Origin of the sequence: Arenimonas sp. (assembly GCF_022842045.1) — a bacterium.
Taxonomy (GTDB): Bacteria; Pseudomonadota; Gammaproteobacteria; order Xanthomonadales; family Xanthomonadaceae; genus Arenimonas.
Genome location: NZ_JALHQI010000004.1, coordinates 1 through 14,590, shown reverse-complemented (window position 1 = coordinate 14,590; position 14,590 = coordinate 1). Strand labels below are relative to the sequence as shown.

At 69.6% G+C, this 14,590-nt stretch carries 13 protein-coding genes and 1 riboswitch; of the genes, 5 read left to right on the top strand and 8 right to left on the bottom strand.

Annotated features, from left to right (window positions below):
• Positions 1–11: 11 nt before the first annotated feature.
• Positions 12–836 carry a methylenetetrahydrofolate reductase [NAD(P)H] gene (gene metF / locus Q0C12_RS01795; RefSeq protein ID WP_290885371.1) on the bottom strand — a complete coding sequence of 275 codons (825 nt, stop codon included), beginning with the start codon at positions 834–836 and terminating at the stop codon, positions 12–14.
• Positions 837–969: 133 nt separating this feature from the next.
• Between metF and Q0C12_RS01790 the strand changes: the two genes are divergently transcribed.
• Positions 970–1,524 (top strand): DUF3228 family protein, encoded by a 555-nt coding sequence (locus Q0C12_RS01790; protein ID WP_290885367.1) that lies wholly within the window; start codon positions 970–972, stop codon positions 1,522–1,524.
• A 233-nt stretch (positions 1,525–1,757) separates the two neighbouring features.
• On the opposite strand, the gene ahcY is transcribed toward Q0C12_RS01790, so the two are convergent.
• From ahcY to Q0C12_RS01770, 4 genes are all read right to left on the bottom strand, one after another.
• Entirely contained in the window at positions 1,758–3,182 is a 1,425-nt protein-coding gene (gene ahcY, locus Q0C12_RS01785) for an adenosylhomocysteinase (protein WP_290885365.1), read from the bottom strand.
• Between the two features lie 71 nt (positions 3,183–3,253).
• Positions 3,254–3,343, bottom strand: a riboswitch (S-adenosyl-L-homocysteine riboswitch).
• Positions 3,344–3,504: 161 nt separating this feature from the next.
• Positions 3,505–4,476 (bottom strand): phosphatidate cytidylyltransferase, encoded by a 972-nt coding sequence (locus Q0C12_RS01780; protein ID WP_290885363.1) that lies wholly within the window; start codon positions 4,474–4,476, stop codon positions 3,505–3,507.
• Positions 4,477–4,501: 25 nt separating this feature from the next.
• On the bottom strand, positions 4,502–5,098 hold the full coding sequence (locus Q0C12_RS01775) for a lysophospholipid acyltransferase family protein (protein WP_290885359.1): 597 nt from the start codon (positions 5,096–5,098) through the stop codon (positions 4,502–4,504).
• Positions 5,098–5,754, bottom strand: a complete 657-nt coding sequence (locus Q0C12_RS01770; RefSeq protein WP_290885356.1) for a CDP-alcohol phosphatidyltransferase family protein — start codon at positions 5,752–5,754, stop codon at positions 5,098–5,100. The genes Q0C12_RS01775 and Q0C12_RS01770 overlap by 1 nt, the downstream gene beginning before the upstream one ends.
• A gap of 54 nt (positions 5,755–5,808) precedes the next feature.
• Here Q0C12_RS01770 and Q0C12_RS01765 point away from each other — a divergent pair, with 54 nt between their 5' ends.
• A complete protein-coding gene (locus Q0C12_RS01765; RefSeq protein WP_290885353.1) occupies positions 5,809–6,204 on the top strand; it encodes a VOC family protein in 396 nt (131 codons plus the stop codon).
• Between the two features lie 78 nt (positions 6,205–6,282).
• On the opposite strand, the gene metK is transcribed toward Q0C12_RS01765, so the two are convergent.
• Positions 6,283–7,521 carry a methionine adenosyltransferase gene (gene metK / locus Q0C12_RS01760; RefSeq protein ID WP_290885351.1) on the bottom strand — a complete coding sequence of 413 codons (1,239 nt, stop codon included), beginning with the start codon at positions 7,519–7,521 and terminating at the stop codon, positions 6,283–6,285.
• 197 nt (positions 7,522–7,718) lie between these two features.
• Here metK and Q0C12_RS01755 point away from each other — a divergent pair, with 197 nt between their 5' ends.
• From Q0C12_RS01755 to Q0C12_RS01745, 3 genes are all read left to right on the top strand, one after another.
• Positions 7,719–9,440 carry a lysophospholipid acyltransferase family protein gene (locus tag Q0C12_RS01755; RefSeq protein ID WP_290885348.1) on the top strand — a complete coding sequence of 574 codons (1,722 nt, stop codon included), beginning with the start codon at positions 7,719–7,721 and terminating at the stop codon, positions 9,438–9,440.
• Entirely contained in the window at positions 9,440–10,249 is an 810-nt protein-coding gene (locus tag Q0C12_RS01750; protein ID WP_290885345.1) for a UDP-2,3-diacylglucosamine diphosphatase, read from the top strand. The genes Q0C12_RS01755 and Q0C12_RS01750 overlap by 1 nt, the downstream gene beginning before the upstream one ends.
• A gap of 131 nt (positions 10,250–10,380) precedes the next feature.
• Positions 10,381–11,427, top strand: a complete 1,047-nt coding sequence (locus Q0C12_RS01745; protein WP_290885342.1) for a metal-dependent hydrolase — start codon at positions 10,381–10,383, stop codon at positions 11,425–11,427.
• Between the two features lie 34 nt (positions 11,428–11,461).
• Here Q0C12_RS01745 and Q0C12_RS01740 read toward each other — a convergent pair whose 3' ends face one another.
• Complete coding sequence (locus tag Q0C12_RS01740; protein ID WP_290885339.1) at positions 11,462–13,306, bottom strand: serine hydrolase; 1,845 nt, start codon at positions 13,304–13,306, stop codon at positions 11,462–11,464.
• Positions 13,307–13,419: 113 nt separating this feature from the next.
• Positions 13,420–14,418 carry a tRNA dihydrouridine synthase DusB gene (dusB, locus tag Q0C12_RS01735; protein WP_290885336.1) on the bottom strand — a complete coding sequence of 333 codons (999 nt, stop codon included), beginning with the start codon at positions 14,416–14,418 and terminating at the stop codon, positions 13,420–13,422.
• Positions 14,419–14,590: the final 172 nt, after the last annotated feature.

Genomic DNA, 14,590 nt, shown 5'->3' with positions numbered 1-14,590 from the left:
TAGCGCGAAGCTCAGCCCAAGCGCGTGATCACGGCCTCGGTCGGCTTGGCCAGGTTCAGGGTGTAGAAGTGCAGCTCGGGCGCGCCGCCCTCGATGAGGCGCCGGCACATCGCGGCCACCACGTCGGCCGCGAACTCGCGGATCGCCTCGACGTCGTCGCCGTGGGCCTGCATGCGCTTGCCGATCCAGCGCGGGATCTCGGCGCCGCAGGCCTCCGAGAACCTGCGCAGCTGGGTGAAGTTGGAGATCGGCATGATGCCGGGGACCACCGGGATGTCGATGCCGGCCTTGCGGATGTCGTCGACGAAGCGGAAATAGGCGTCGGCGTTGAAGAAGTACTGGGTGATCGCGGAGTCGGCGCCGGCGTCCACCTTTTCCTTGAAGCGGCGCAGGTCGGCCAGGGCGTCCTCGGCCTGCGGGTGGGTCTCGGGGTAGCAGCCCACTTCGATGTGGAAATGGCTGCCGAACTCGCTGCGGATGAAGCGCACCAGGTCGGAGGCGTAGTGCAGGTCGCCGGGCCGGGCCATGCCCGAAGGCAGGTCGCCGCGCAGCGCGACGATGCGGTCGCAGCCCAGGGCCTGGTACTCGCCGAGCAGCTGGCGGATCTCATCGCGGGTGCCGCCGACGCAGCTCAGGTGCGGCACGCCGTTGAGGCCGTGGTGCTCGCGCAGCCGCCGCACCGTTTCGCCGGTGTAGGACAGCGTGGAGCCACCGGCGCCGAAGGTCACCGACCCGAACCGCGGCGCGTACTTCTTGAGGCGGCCCACCGTGCGGTCGAGCTGCAGGCGCTGCTCCTCGGTCTTGGGCGGGTAGAACTCGAAGCTGAGCTGGGGCATCGGGGCACCTCGGTCGGATGCCCGAACTATATCGCTCCATCCGGATGAAAGGAACAACCGGTGAATCAAATGAATCAAATGAACCTGGTTCATTTGATTCATTTGGTTCGCCGGTTGCTGCGAGAATTCGGGGATGACCATCGCCCTCACCGAGTTTGCCCGCACCCGCCTGTTCCCGGCCGACGGCCGCCGCACGGCCATCCAGGACATCACCCCCGCGCAGTTCGTCGAGCGGCTCAACGCCGAGGCGCCGGCGCGGGTGATCCCCGGCTACGCGCCCTTCTGCCGGCTGCACGTGCACCGCAACTGGACTTCGACCCGGTGCTCGGTGATCCCCATCACCGACGCCAACCGCCACCAGCTGCGCAGCGCCTACGAGGCCCGCACCCGCGAGGAGCTGCCGGTGCTGGTGCGCTGGTTCGAAGGCCTGGAGCCACCGGTCGCCAACTACCTCGTGCCCATCCTCTACAGCCGCGAGCAGATGGCGAAGGAGGGCGCGCCGGTGGACGCCGACTGGGGCATCGTTGGCTGCCTGTACACGATGGAACCCGACGAGATCCCGATGGTGCCCATCACCATGATGCGCAATGCCCTCGGCGTCGAAGAGGGCGGCTCGGGCGTTCCCCTCGACCGAGCCGGCTACCGCCGCAGCGTGGCCTTCTGGTCGTCCCACGCGAACTGGAGGTGACGTGTCCGAACGCGGATCAGAGCGGATGGCCGCGGACAAAAGCGGATCGAGCCAATTCAGTGGACCCCTCGGCGCCAGTGGATCACTGCGAACTGACAAAGATGGATTTCCCTTCTTATCCGCTCTTATCCGCGGCCATCCGATCTGATCCGCGTTCGAACAACGGTCTCCCCAAAAGCCCAAAAGAAACGGGCGCCCGAGGGCGCCCGTTCCTGTGAAGCAGTAGCGATGGATCAGTAGCGGTAGTGGTCCGGCTTGTACGGGCCGTCCTTCGAGACGCCCAGGTACGCGGCCTGGTCGTCGGTCAGGGTGGTCAGCTTCACGCCGATCTTCTCGAGGTGCAGGCGGGCCACTTCCTCGTCCAGCTTCTTGGGCAGGATGTAGACCTTGGCCTCGTAGCTGTCCTTGTTGGCCCACAGGTCGATCTGCGCCAGGGTCTGGTTGGCGAAGGAGTTCGACATCACGAACGACGGGTGGCCGGTGGCGCAGCCCAGGTTCACCAGGCGGCCTTCGGCCAGCAGGAAGATCGCGTTGCCGTTCTTGAAGGTGTACTTGTCCACCTGCGGCTTGATGTTCAGGCGCACCGCGTCCGAGTTGTTCAGGCGATCGACCTGGATCTCGTTGTCGAAGTGGCCGATGTTGCAAACGATGGCCTGGTCCTTCATCTGCGACATGTGCTCGAGCGTCAGCACGTCCTTGTTGCCGGTGGTGGTGACGTAGATGTCGCCGCGGCCCAGGGTGTTCTCGACGGTGTTGACCTCGAAGCCTTCCATCGCTGCCTGCAGGGCGTTGATCGGGTCGATCTCGGTGACCACCACGCGGCAGCCGTAGGCGCGCAGCGAGTGGGCCGAGCCCTTGCCGACGTCGCCGTAGCCGCAGACGACCGCGACCTTGCCGGCCAGCATCACGTCCATCGCGCGCTTGAGGCCGTCGGCCAGCGACTCGCGGCAGCCGTAGAGGTTGTCGAACTTGGACTTGGTGACCGAGTCATTGACGTTGATGGCCGGGACCAGCAGCTTGCCGGCTTCCAGCATCTGGTAGAGGCGGTGCACGCCGGTGGTGGTCTCTTCCGAGACGCCCTTCCAGTCCTTCACCACGTTGGTCCAGAAGCCCGGGCGCTCCTTGGCGACGCGCTTGAGCAGGTCCTTGATCACCTGCTCTTCATGCGAACCCGAGGGCGAGTTGACCCAGGCGGTGTCGCCCTTCTCGAGCTCGTAGCCCTTGTGGATCAGCAGGGTGACGTCGCCGCCGTCGTCGACCACCAGCTCCGGGCCCTTGCCGCCCGGGAAGGTGACCGCGTCCAGGGTGCAGTCCCAGTACTCTTCCAGGGTCTCGCCCTTCCAGGCGAACACCGGGGTGCCCGACTTGGCGATGGCCGCCGCGGCGTGGTCCTGGGTCGAGAAGATGTTGCAGGACGCCCAGCGCACGTCGGCGCCGAGATCCTTCAGGGTCTCGATCAGCACGGCGGTCTGGATGGTCATGTGCAGCGAGCCGGTGACGCGCACGCCCTTGAGGGGCTTGGCGGCGGCGTACTTCTCGCGGATGGACATCAGGCCCGGCATTTCCTGCTCGGCGATGTCGATTTCCTTGCGGCCCCAGTCGGCCAGGGAGAGGTCGGCGACCTTGTAGTCGTTCTTGAGGTTCACGACAGCGTTCATTGAAAAGCTCCGTTGTATTCGAGACGTCCGGGACCCCTGTGGGAGGGGCTTCAGCCCCGATGTCCGTCTCAAGTTAACGGGCGCGGTTGGTACGGAGCCTACGCCGAGCCTGATCCCTTGCCCGCGCTTGGCGGACCGGGCTTGCAGCGCCCCTCGGCGGAGGGTCCGGCGGGCCGCGGGGCGGCTGCCGGGGGTGCGGGTCTTCACAGACCGGGCGCCATTGTATCGCCAGTTCGCGATGGAGGGATGAATGCGGGCCGGGGCCTTGCATCGCCATTGCGATGCATCATGCGCCCGCCGGGCGGCAGAAGGGCCTGTGCCGTCAGTCCGCCACCGGTACCTGGAAGAAATACCGGCACAGGTGGAAGAACACCGGGGCCGCGAAACACACCGAATCCAGGCGGTCGAGCATGCCGCCATGGCCTTCGATCATCTGGCCCCAGTCCTTGGCGCCCAGGCTGCGCTTGACCGCCGAAAGGGCCAGGCCGCCGAGGAAGCCGGCCAGCACGATCACCGCCGACATGCCCGCGGCCTGCCATGGGGTGAAGGGCGTGGCCCAGTACAGCGCGGTGCCGACGCCCACGGCCAGCAGGCCGCCGCCGCCAAGGCCTTCCACGGTCTTGCTGGGGCTTACCTTCGGCGCCAGCGGGGTGCGGCCGAACAGCTTGCCGCAGACGTACTGCAGCACGTCGCTGATCTGCACCACCAGCAGCAGGTAGAACAGCAGCATCAGGTTGGCATGGCCGCTGGCGTCGCCGAGTTCGATCAGCAGCAGGGCCGGGGCGTAGCTGATGAAATACACGCAGATCAGCACGCCCCACTGCACCTTGGTCGTGCGCTCCAGGAAGTGTTCGGTATCGCCCTGGAACGCGGCCAGCACCGGCAGCAGCAACATGCCGTACACCGGCAGGAAGATCGCGAACAGGCCGTACCAGTCGGTCCAGATCAGCCAGTACTGGATGGGCAGCAGCAGGTAGAACGCCGCCACCAGCGACCAGTGGTCGCCGGCGCGGGTGGGCGTGAGCGTGACGAACTCGCGCAGCGCCACCAGCGAGGCGAAGCCGAACAGCAGCACCGTCGCGCCCGCGCCCAGCCAGAAGCAGGCCGCCAGCACGCCCACCATCCACCACCAGGCGGCGATGCGCTGGTTGAGGTTGGTGATGGTGGCGCTGGGCTTGCCCCGGCTGCGCAAGGCCAGCGCCCCGCCGATCAACGAGGCCAGCACCAGCAAGGCCAGCACGCCGCCGAACAGTTGGCGCAGCGGTGTGTCGAACCAGGCGGTCAGCGTGTCCATGCGTTAGTCCGGAAGGGGCGGGGCTTCATGCCAGGGCCACCACGGCGCTGCGCGCACGCTCGAGGAAAGCGGCCTTGTTTTCATCCGGCATCCGGGCGAGCGGCGCGCCGAAGCGCACCGCGCAGGTCAGCGGCACGGGCACATGGGCGCCCTTGGGCATGCTGCGGTAGAGGTTTTCCAGGTACACCGGCACCAGCTCCACCTCGGGATGGCGCATCGCCAGGTGGTAAAGGCCACTCTTGAACGGCGCCGGCAGGCGATCGCCGCGGCGGGTGCCTTCGGGAAACAGGATCAGCGAATCGCCGTGGTTCAGCGCGTCGCTGAGCGGTGCCAGCGGGTCGCTGTCGGGATCGCCGCGCTCGCGGTCGATCAGAAGGGCGCGGAAGGTGCTGTCGGCGAACCACTTTCGCAACCCCGGTTTGCCCCAGTAATCCCTGGCGGCCACGGGCCGGGTCCGGCGGCGCAGGAAGCCCGGCAGCGCCGACCACAGTACCGGGGTGTCGAGGTGGCTGGTGTGGTTGGCGAAGTAGATGCGGGTGGTGGTGAGCGGCTGGCATCCGACCCAATGCGAGCGCGCGCCCACCAGGCCGCGCAGCAGCAGGATCAGCGGCGTGCCCAGCATCAGGCGCCATCCCGGGTCGCCGCGGCGCGTTCGCGCAGCTGGCGGGCCAGCCCCTGCAACCGCGTCAGGCAGGTCAGTGCCGAGCCCACGGCGATCGTCCAGGCCGCCACGTCCAGCGCCCGCGCGGCGTCGTCCCACCCCGGCGCGGCCGCGGCCACCAGGCAGCCGATCGTCATGACGAACATGCGGCGCGGCTTCGACTGCACGCCGCTGAAGTCCTGGGCGAAGCCCAGCGCACCGCCCGTGGTGCGGACGTAGGCCGTCAGTGCCGCCAACAGCGCGCCAGCCCAGCCCAGGACGGGCTCGCCGGCGGCCATGCCCAGGGCAACGATGAAGAGCGAATCGGCGACCCGGTCCGGGACTTCGTTCCACAGCGGGCCGGTCGGGCCGCCCAGCCCGCCTTCCACCGCCACCATGCCGTCGAGCAGGTTGCACAGCAGGCGCAGCTGCACGGCCACGGCGCACAGCACCGGACCCCAGGGCGCCGGCAGCCAGAGCAGGGCGGCGGCGCCGGCCACGGCGACCGGGATGCTGATGGCCGAGATGAGGTCGGGGCTGACCCGGGCCCGCGCCAGCGCGGCGGCCAGCCCCCGGGCCCAGCCGGCGTCGCGGGTGGCCAGGGGGCGGCGGGCGTCGGGGCGCGGGGCTTCGACCATGCCGGCAAGATGCCAGAATGGCGCGGCACTGGCGACATACCCCAGGAGGTGCCCATGAGCAGCAACCCGGTGGTGCATTTCGAAATCTACGTGGCCGACATGGCGCGTGCGAAGGCGTTCTACGAAGCGGTGTTCGACTGCAGGCTCGGGCACATGCCCTCGCCGACTCCCGGTATGGAGATGGACATGTGGATGTTCCCGATGGATCGGGAGAACGGCATGACCGGCTACGGCTCGGGCGGCATGCTGGTGAAGCAGGAAGGCTTCAGCCCTGGCGCGGGCGGCACGCTGGTCTACTTTGGCTGCGAGGACTGCGGGGTGCAGGCGGCGCGCGCCGTGGCCGCGGGCGGTGCGCTGGTGCAGGCGAAGATGCCCATCGGCGAGCATGGGTTTTGCGCGCTGGTGCGGGACACCGAGGGCAATGTGATCGGGCTGCATTCGATGGCGTGAATGCAAGACGGGCCGCTTTCGCGGCCCGGTTTCCCTCTCCCCGGCCCTCTCCCGCGAGCGGGAGAGGGAGCGAAGCGGTTACTTCTTTTTCTTGGCGGTGGCCGGCTTGTCCAGGCCGGCGGCCTTGCGCAGGGCGTCGGCCTTGTCCGTCTTCTCCCACGAGAAGGCGGTGGCGGTGTGCTTCTTGCCCTTGCCGTCGGTGTAGGTCACCTGGAACGGCTTGCGGCCGAAGTGGCCGTAGCTGGCGGTGAGGCGGTAGATCGGGTGCAGCAGGTCCAGCATCTTGGTGATGCCGTACGGGCGCAGGTCGAAGTGGCTGCGGATCAGCTTCTCGATCTTGTCGTCGCCGATCTTGCCGGTGCCGAAGGTGGTGACCGAGATCGAGGTCGGCTCGGCCACGCCAATCGCGTACGAGACCTGCACTTCGCACTTGTCGGCCAGGCCGGCGGCCACGATGTTCTTGGCCACGTAGCGCGCGGCGTAGGCGGCCGAACGGTCGACCTTGGACGGATCCTTGCCCGAGAACGCGCCGCCGCCGTGGCGGGCCATGCCGCCGTAGGTGTCGACGATGATCTTGCGGCCGGTCAGGCCGGCGTCGCCCACCGGGCCGCCGATCACGAAGTTGCCGGTCGGGTTGATGTGGATCTTCGACTTCGGCAGCGCCTTCAGCCACGCCTTCGGCAGCACGGGCTCGAGGATGTGCTTCATGACGCCGGCGACGATGTCCTTGTGCTTGACGTTCGGGTCGTGCTGCGTGGACAGCACCACGGCGTCGAGGCCGACGATCTTGTCGTTCTCGTAGCGCAGGGTGACCTGGCTCTTGGCGTCCGGGCGCAGCCACTTGAGCTTGCCGGCCTTGCGGACCTTGGCCTGCTGCTCGACCAGGCGGTGCGCGTAATAGATGGCGGCCGGCATGTACTCCGGCGCCTCGTTGCAGGCGTAGCCGAACATCAGGCCCTGGTCGCCCGCGCCCTGTTCTTCCGGCTTCTTGCGGTCCACGCCCTGGTTGATGTCGGGCGACTGCTTGCCGATCATGTTGACGATGGCGCAGGTGTGGCCGTCGAAGCCGACGTTCGAGTTGTCGTAGCCGATGTCGTTGATGACGCCGCGGGCCAGGGCTTCGATGTCCACCCAGGCGCTGGTGGTGATCTCGCCGGCGACGATGGCGGCGCCGGTCTTCACCAGCGTTTCGCAGGCGACGCGGGCCTTCGGGTCCTGGGCGAGGATCGCGTCCAGCACCGCATCGGAAATCTGGTCGGCCATCTTGTCCGGGTGGCCTTCGGAGACCGACTCGGAGGTGAAGAGGTAGCTGGACATCGTCGCTTATATCCCTTGATTGAGATGAAAGGATGGGTGGGGGCGGGCATGATACACGCCCGGGCCCCGGGGTGCATCCTGCGCCCGGCCATGTTGCCTCCCGGTTAAGCCGGCTGTCACCCCGCTGACGCCGAGGTTTCACCGGGCTGTCAGGCGCGGGCGCCAAGCTGCCGCCGTCGCAAGCACGGGGGCTGCCCATGATCGAGCTCGAGCGTCGCCTGGCCGAACGCTATCCGAAGTGGTTCGAGGGCCCGCCGGGCAAGCTGGCACGTCCGCTGGTGCGGGGACTGGGCAAGTGGTCCGGGCTGGACGAAGCGGAACGCTTCCTGGCCGACAACGCCCACCTGCGCGGCCGCGCTTTCGTCGAGGCGGCGCTGGACCACCTGCAGGTCCGCTACACCGTCGACCAGGTCGAGCGCGAGCGCATCCCGCAAGCCGGGCGACTGCTGATCGTCGCCAACCACCCGTCGGGCGCGCTGGACGCGCTGGCGCTGCTGCACCTGGTCACGGGCATTCGCCGCGACGTGCGCATCCTGGCCAATGATTTCCTGGGCGCGGTCGAGCCGCTGCGCGACCTGCTGCTGCCGCTGCGCATCCTGGGCGGCAAGCCCGACGCCGACAGCCTGGCCGCGGTGGACGCGGCGCTGGCGCGGGAGGAATGCGTGATCGTGTTCCCGGCCGGCGAAGTCTCGCGCCTGGGGCTGCAGGGCGTGCGCGACGGGCGCTGGCGCAAGGGCTTCCTGCATTTCGCGAAGGCGAGCGGGGCACCGGTGCTGCCGGTGCGGATCGGGGCGCGCAATTCTGCGCTGTTCTACGGCGCATCGGCGTTGTTCAGGCCGGCGGGCACGGCCCTGTTGCCGCGCGAGCTGTTCGCCCGCCGCGGCAGCCGCATCGCGCTGCGCATTGGCCGGCCGCTGCAGATCAGGGACGACCAGCCGCCGGCGAACGCGCTGGCCTCGGTGCGGCAGGCCCTGTATGCCATCGGCTCGCGCCGCGAGGCCGCCGCCCGAGGGCCCGAGCCGCTGGTGCACGCGGTCAACCGCCGGTCGCTGGTGGCGGAGCTGGCGAAGCTGCCGCTGCTGGGCAGCACGCCCGACGGCAAGCGCATCCACGCCGGCCGCCTCGCCACCGACTCGCCGCTGCTGCGCGAGATCGGCCGCCTGCGCGAACTGACCTTCCGCGCGGCGGGCGAAGGCACCGGCCGCAAGCTCGACCTCGACGCTTACGACAGCTGGTACGACCACCTGGTGCTGTGGGACCCGGAGGCACTGGAGATCGCCGGCGCCTACCGCATCGCCCACGGCGAGCAGGTGCTGGCCGAGCGCGGCCGCGAGGGGTTCTACACCGCGTCCCTGTTCCGCTACCCGTGCGAACTGCTGCCGCGGCTGGCGCAGGGCATGGAGCTGGGCCGCAGCTTCGTGGCGCCGGCCTACCAGGGCACGCGCAGCCTCGACTACCTGTGGCTGGGCATCGGCGCCTACCTGCGCGCGCATCCCGGCGTGCGCTACCTGTTCGGGCCGGTGACGATCAGCGCCGAGCTGCCGATCGCGGCGCGCGAGCAGCTGGTGGCCTACTACGACCGCTACTTCGGCGGCCACCGCGGCGAAGTGGTGGCGAACCGGCCGTTCCGTTTCCTGGCCGCGCCGCCGGCCTGGGGCGAGCTGGGCGCCGAGGATGCCTTCCGCGTGCTCAAGGCCAACCTCGGTGCGCTGGGCGCGCGGGTGCCCACGCTCTACAAGCAATACACCGAACTGTGCGAGCCCGGCGGCGCGCGCTTCCTGGCCTTCGGCGTGGACCCGGCCTTCAACAATGCGGTGGACGGGCTGGTGGAGGTGGACCTGGCGCGGGTCCGGCCGCGCAAGCGCGAGCGCTACCTTGGCCCCGTGCCCGCGGCGCTGGCGGCGGGCGAGGCGGCGTGATGGCCGCCGCGACGCGCCGGCAGCGCGCGGTCTTCCTCTCCGACGTGCACCTGGGTTCGCGCAATTGCCACGCGGCCGAGCTGGCGACCTTCCTCGACGGGCTGAGCACGCGGCGCCTGTACCTGGTGGGCGACATCGTGGACCTGTGGTGGATGGCCCAGCGCCGCGCCGCCTGGGGCGCCGACCAGAACCGGGTGGTGGAGGCGCTGCACGAACTGGCGCGCGCCGGCACCGAACTGATCTACGTGCCGGGCAACCACGACCGCCCGATCCGCCGTTTTTGCGGGCTGATGCTGCCGGCGATGCAGGTACGCCGTCGCGCCATCCACCAGCTGGCCGACGGCCGCCGGCTGCTGGTGACGCACGGCGACGACTACGACGCGGTCACCCACTTCGGCGGCTTCCAGGAGCGCTTCGGCGACTGGCTCTACGACCGCATCCTGGCCGGCAACCGCGTGACCAACCGGGCGCGGCGCCGGTTCGGGCTGCGCTACTGGTCGCTGGCCGATTTCCTTAAGCGGCAGAGCGGGGCGGCCGAGCGCTACATCGCCCGCTTCGTGCAGGCGGGGCTGGACGATGCCCGCCGGCGCGGCCTCGACGGCGTGCTGTGCGGGCACATCCACCGCGCGGCGCTGCGCGAGGTGGACGGGCTGGTCTACGGCAACGACGGCGATTGGGTCGAGAGCCTGACGGCGCTGGCGGAAGATGCGGACGGCAGCCTGGTGCTGCTGCGCCACGATGGCACCGAGCTGGCGCGGTTGCCGGCGCGCGCGCCGACGCGGCGGCTGGCTTTGGCCCAGGCGGCCTGACGGGCCCGCGGCAGCGATCGGCGCCAAGGCAAGGCGGCGCTGGAACCAACACGCGAAGGATCGGCGCCCGGGGCCTGGCCGTCATCGCCGCATCACGCCACGGCGACTCGCCGGTCGATTAGCATCCGGCCATGGACTCCCTTTCGCAGATCGTCCTCGGCGGCGCGCTTGCGGCCGCCGTCGCCCCCGCCGGCCATCGCCGCGCCGCGCTGCTGGCTGGTGCGGCGCTGGGCACGCTGCCCGACCTCGACAGCTTCGTGATGCTGCCGATGGACCTGGACCCGGTGGCGATGATGACCTGGCACCGCGGGCCCTCGCACTCGCTGTTCGTCCTGCTGCCGCTGGCCTTCTTGATCTGGGCCGGGTTCCGCGCGCTGGGCGGGCGGGTGGCCGAATCGCCCGGGCGCTGGTTCGCGGCGATCGCACTGGCCCTGGTCACGCATCCGGTGCTCGATGCCTTCACCGTTTACGGCACGCAGCTGTGGTGGCCGGTGCCGGTGTCGCCGGCGATGTGGTCGAGCCTGTTCATCATCGACCCGCTGTACACCCTGCCGCTGCTGGTGGCCTGCGTGCTGGCCTGGTCCTGGCGCGAGCGTGACGCGGCGCGCAGGGCGCTGGTGGTCGGGCTGGCGCTCAGCACTTCCTACATCGGCTGGTCGCTCACGGCGAAGTGGCTGGTGGATCGGCAGGCCGAACGCACGCTGGCGACGCTGGGCCTGCAGGATGCGCCGCGATTCTCGGTGCCGATGCCGTTCAACACGCTGCTGTGGCGGGTGGTGGTGATGACGCCGGAGGGCTTCCTGGAAGGCGAGCGCTCGCTGGTGGCGGATTCGGGGCCGATGGTGTTCCGGGCGCATCCGTCCGACACCCAGACGCTCGCACGCGTCGGCGACTACGCGGCCGTGCGGCGACTCCAGTGGTTCAACCATGGCTACATGAAGGCCGAGGTGCGCGATCGCCAGCTGGTACTCAGCGACCTTCGCATGGGCGCCGAGCCCGACTACACCTTCCGCTTCGTGGTGGCCGAGCGCGAAGGCCTGGGCTGGCGCGAAATCCCGCCGCAGCAGATCAGCTGGCCATGGGAAGCCAGCCGCAGGCTGTCGCAGATGTGGAACCGTATCTGGGAGGCGCCGCCCGCGCCCGAAGCGGACGGGGCGGCGACCCAGGCAGCGCGCTAGCCCCCGGGGCCGCGCGCTTCGTGCCGGTGCGGCGTCAGAACAGATCGATCGCCGGCCAGTTGTCCACGTCGTCGGCGATCGAATCCATCATCGCCTTCATCTGCGCGGTGCTGCCGTTATTGGAATTGCTGACGGCCACCAGGCCGAAGCCGCCGGCACGCTGGTCGTAAGTCGCGGTCGTGCCGCTCATTTCGCCGTTGTGGTAGTACGGCGCCAGGATGCCGCGCGTGTGGCGCATGAAGCGCAGCAGGTCCATCGGCCGCGCGATCCAGCCGCCGTGCGAGTCGAAGCGCTGCGGCTTGACGCTGGAGTAGGCGCCGCTGCCGTAGTAGACCACCTCGCCAGGCTTGCGGTCGGCCAGCTTGTCGCCGCCGATCACGATATCGCCGGCGCCGGCGGGCTTGAGCAGGGCGTCGCGCACGTAGGCCTCGTAGGACTTGCCCGACCGCGCCTCGATCACCCGGCCCAACAGGCAGTAGCCGAAGTTCGAGTACATGTCCTGGCCGGTCAGGCCGGCGGGGGTGGTGCCGGGGGTGTAGCCGAGCGGGTAGTTCTCCAGCGCCCAGTTGATCAGGCCGTCGTGGTCGGTGCCGGTGTAGGCGAACATCGGGTCGCTGCCGTTGCCGTTGCTGTTGATGCGGCGGAAGCCGGCGCGGTGGCGGATCAGGTGGTCGACCGTGATGTCCTCGATGTCCGGGTTGGAGGCCGGCGTGGCGTAGGTGCCGCCCAGGATGCTGTTGGCGCCGAAAACGCGGTCGTTCAGGCCCAGCGAGGTGGTGTTGTCGAGGTTGACGATGGCCACGTGGGTGATCGGCTTGGACACGCTGGCGACGCGGAAGCGATGCATCGGGCTGACCGGCATGCCGCTGTCCTTGTCGGCCACGCCGAAGCCGGCTGCATACACGAGCTTGTCGTTGCGCATCACCGCGATCGAGAGCCCCGGCATGTCGTTGGCGCGCATGTAGGCGCGGGCTTTGTCCTCGATCAGCTTCAGGTCCTTGGCGGAGAAGGTGGTGTTGCGCCAGATCGTGTTGAAGCGCACGCCGTCGGCGCCATTGAAGGCCTCGACGTAGTCCGGTTCCCACGACTGGTAGCGGTGGTTGTCGAAGACGGCCTGGTAGTGCGCCGCCGGCGTGCCGTGGCGGGCCGACCACTGCGGACCGCCAGTCTTGGTCCAGACCGCGGCGTAGCGGTCGCTGCCGCCGTCGCGGTAGCCGCTGGCCACGCCCAGCCGGTAGCCCTGGCGGGTGAATTCGTTGAACGCCGCCTGGTACTGCGCCGACGTCAGGCCATGGCGCGCGACCCAGGCCGGGCCGCCCTTCTCGAAGATCGCGGCGAAGCGCGGCGCGTTGCCGACGGTGTAGGCGCTGACGTGCTTGAGCGCGTAGCCCTGGCCGGAAAGCTCGGTCACCGCGGCCTGGTACTGCGCCGCGGTGAGGCCGTGGCGCGCGGCCATGGCGGGGCCGCCGGTCTTGGTCCAGATGGCGGCGTACTGCGCGGTGTCGCCAACCGCGTAACCGTTGACGTAGGTGAGTCGGTAGCCCTGCTGGTTGAAGCTGTTGAATGCGGCCTGGTACTGCTCGGCGCTCATGCCGTGGCGCGCGGCCCAGGCCGGGCCGGCCTGCTTCTTCCAGACCGCGGCGTAGCGGGCCTGGCCGCGGCCGCCGTCATAGCCGCTCACCGATACCAGGCGGAAGCCCTTGCCGGTGAATTCTTCAAACGCGGATTGGTACTGCGCGGGCGTGAGGCCGTGGCGCGCGACCCAGTCCGCGGCCAGCGCGGGGGCGCTGGCGACGAGGAACAGCGTGGCGGCGAACAGCAGGCGCCGCAGGGACGACCGTTTGGCCGTCGGCGAAACAACGGGGGAGTGCGGGGTCATGGGAAGGCTCCGGGGGTGGCGAACAGGGGATGCGCCCGTCGCGATCGTGCGCCTTCCTATGAACGCAGCGTGGCGCGAAGACCGGCCTTGCCCGGTGGACCGCAGGAGATTCCTTACGCCGCGGCCGCGGCGTCCCAGGCCACGCCCGCCACCAGCGCGTCGAAGTATTCGCGCGTCAGCCGCAGCTGCGCATCCGCATCTTCGGCGCGATTGACCACCGCGCGGAAGGCGGCGTTCTCGGGGCGGTCCTTCGCGTACCAGCCCAGGTGCTTGCGCGCGATGCGCACGCCCGCGACCTCGCCATAGAACGCGTGCAGGTGCGCGAGGTGGCCCAGCAGCACGTCGCGCACTTCCTGCAGCGAGGGCTCGGCCAGCTTCTCGCCGGTGGCAAGGTAGTGCGCGACTTCGCGGAATATCCAGGGCCGGCCCTGCGCGGCGCGGCCGATCATCACCGCGTCGGCGCCAGTGTGGCGCAGCACGAAGGCGGCTTTCTCCGGTGAATCGATGTCGCCGTTGGCCAGCACCGGGATGCGCAGTGCGGCCTTCACCGCGGCGATGGTGTCGTACTCGGCGTGCCCGGTGTAGTGCTGGTCGCGGGTGCGGCCGTGCACCGCCAGCGAGGCGATGCCGCTGTCCTCGGCGATGCGCGCGATGGTGAGCGCGTTCTTCTGGTCGGCGGCCCAGCCGGTGCGGATCTTCAGCGTCACCGGCACGTCCACCGCGGCGACCACGGCTGACAGGATGCGCGCCACCAGCGGTTCGTCGCGCATCAGCGCCGAGCCGGCCCAGGTGTTGCACACCTTCTTGGCGGGGCAGCCCATGTTGATGTCGATCAGCTGGGCGCCGTGGTCGACGTTGTAGCGCGCGGCCTCGGCCAGCATCGCCGGGTCGGTGCCGGCGATCTGAACGCTGATCGGGTCGGGCTCGCCGGCGTGGTCCATGCGGTGCAGCGACTTGTTGGTGTGCCAGAACTTCGGGTCGGAGATGGTCATCTCCGACACGCACAGCCCCGCGCCCAGGCGCTTGCACAGCATCCGGAAGGGCTTGTCGGTGACGCCGGCCATCGGGGCCAGCACCACGCGCGGTTCGATGCGGTAGGGGCCGATCTGCATGGGGCGGCATTCTAGCCGTCCCGTGCTGCGGGCGTCGGTCTCAGGCGCCGAAGCGTGTCGCGACGTCGGCCCGCGCCGGCATCGCCAGCGCGGCGCCCGGGCGTTCGGTGGACAGGGCGGCGAAGGCGCAGGCGAAGCGCAGCGCGTCGGCGAAGGGCTGGCCGGGCGCGGC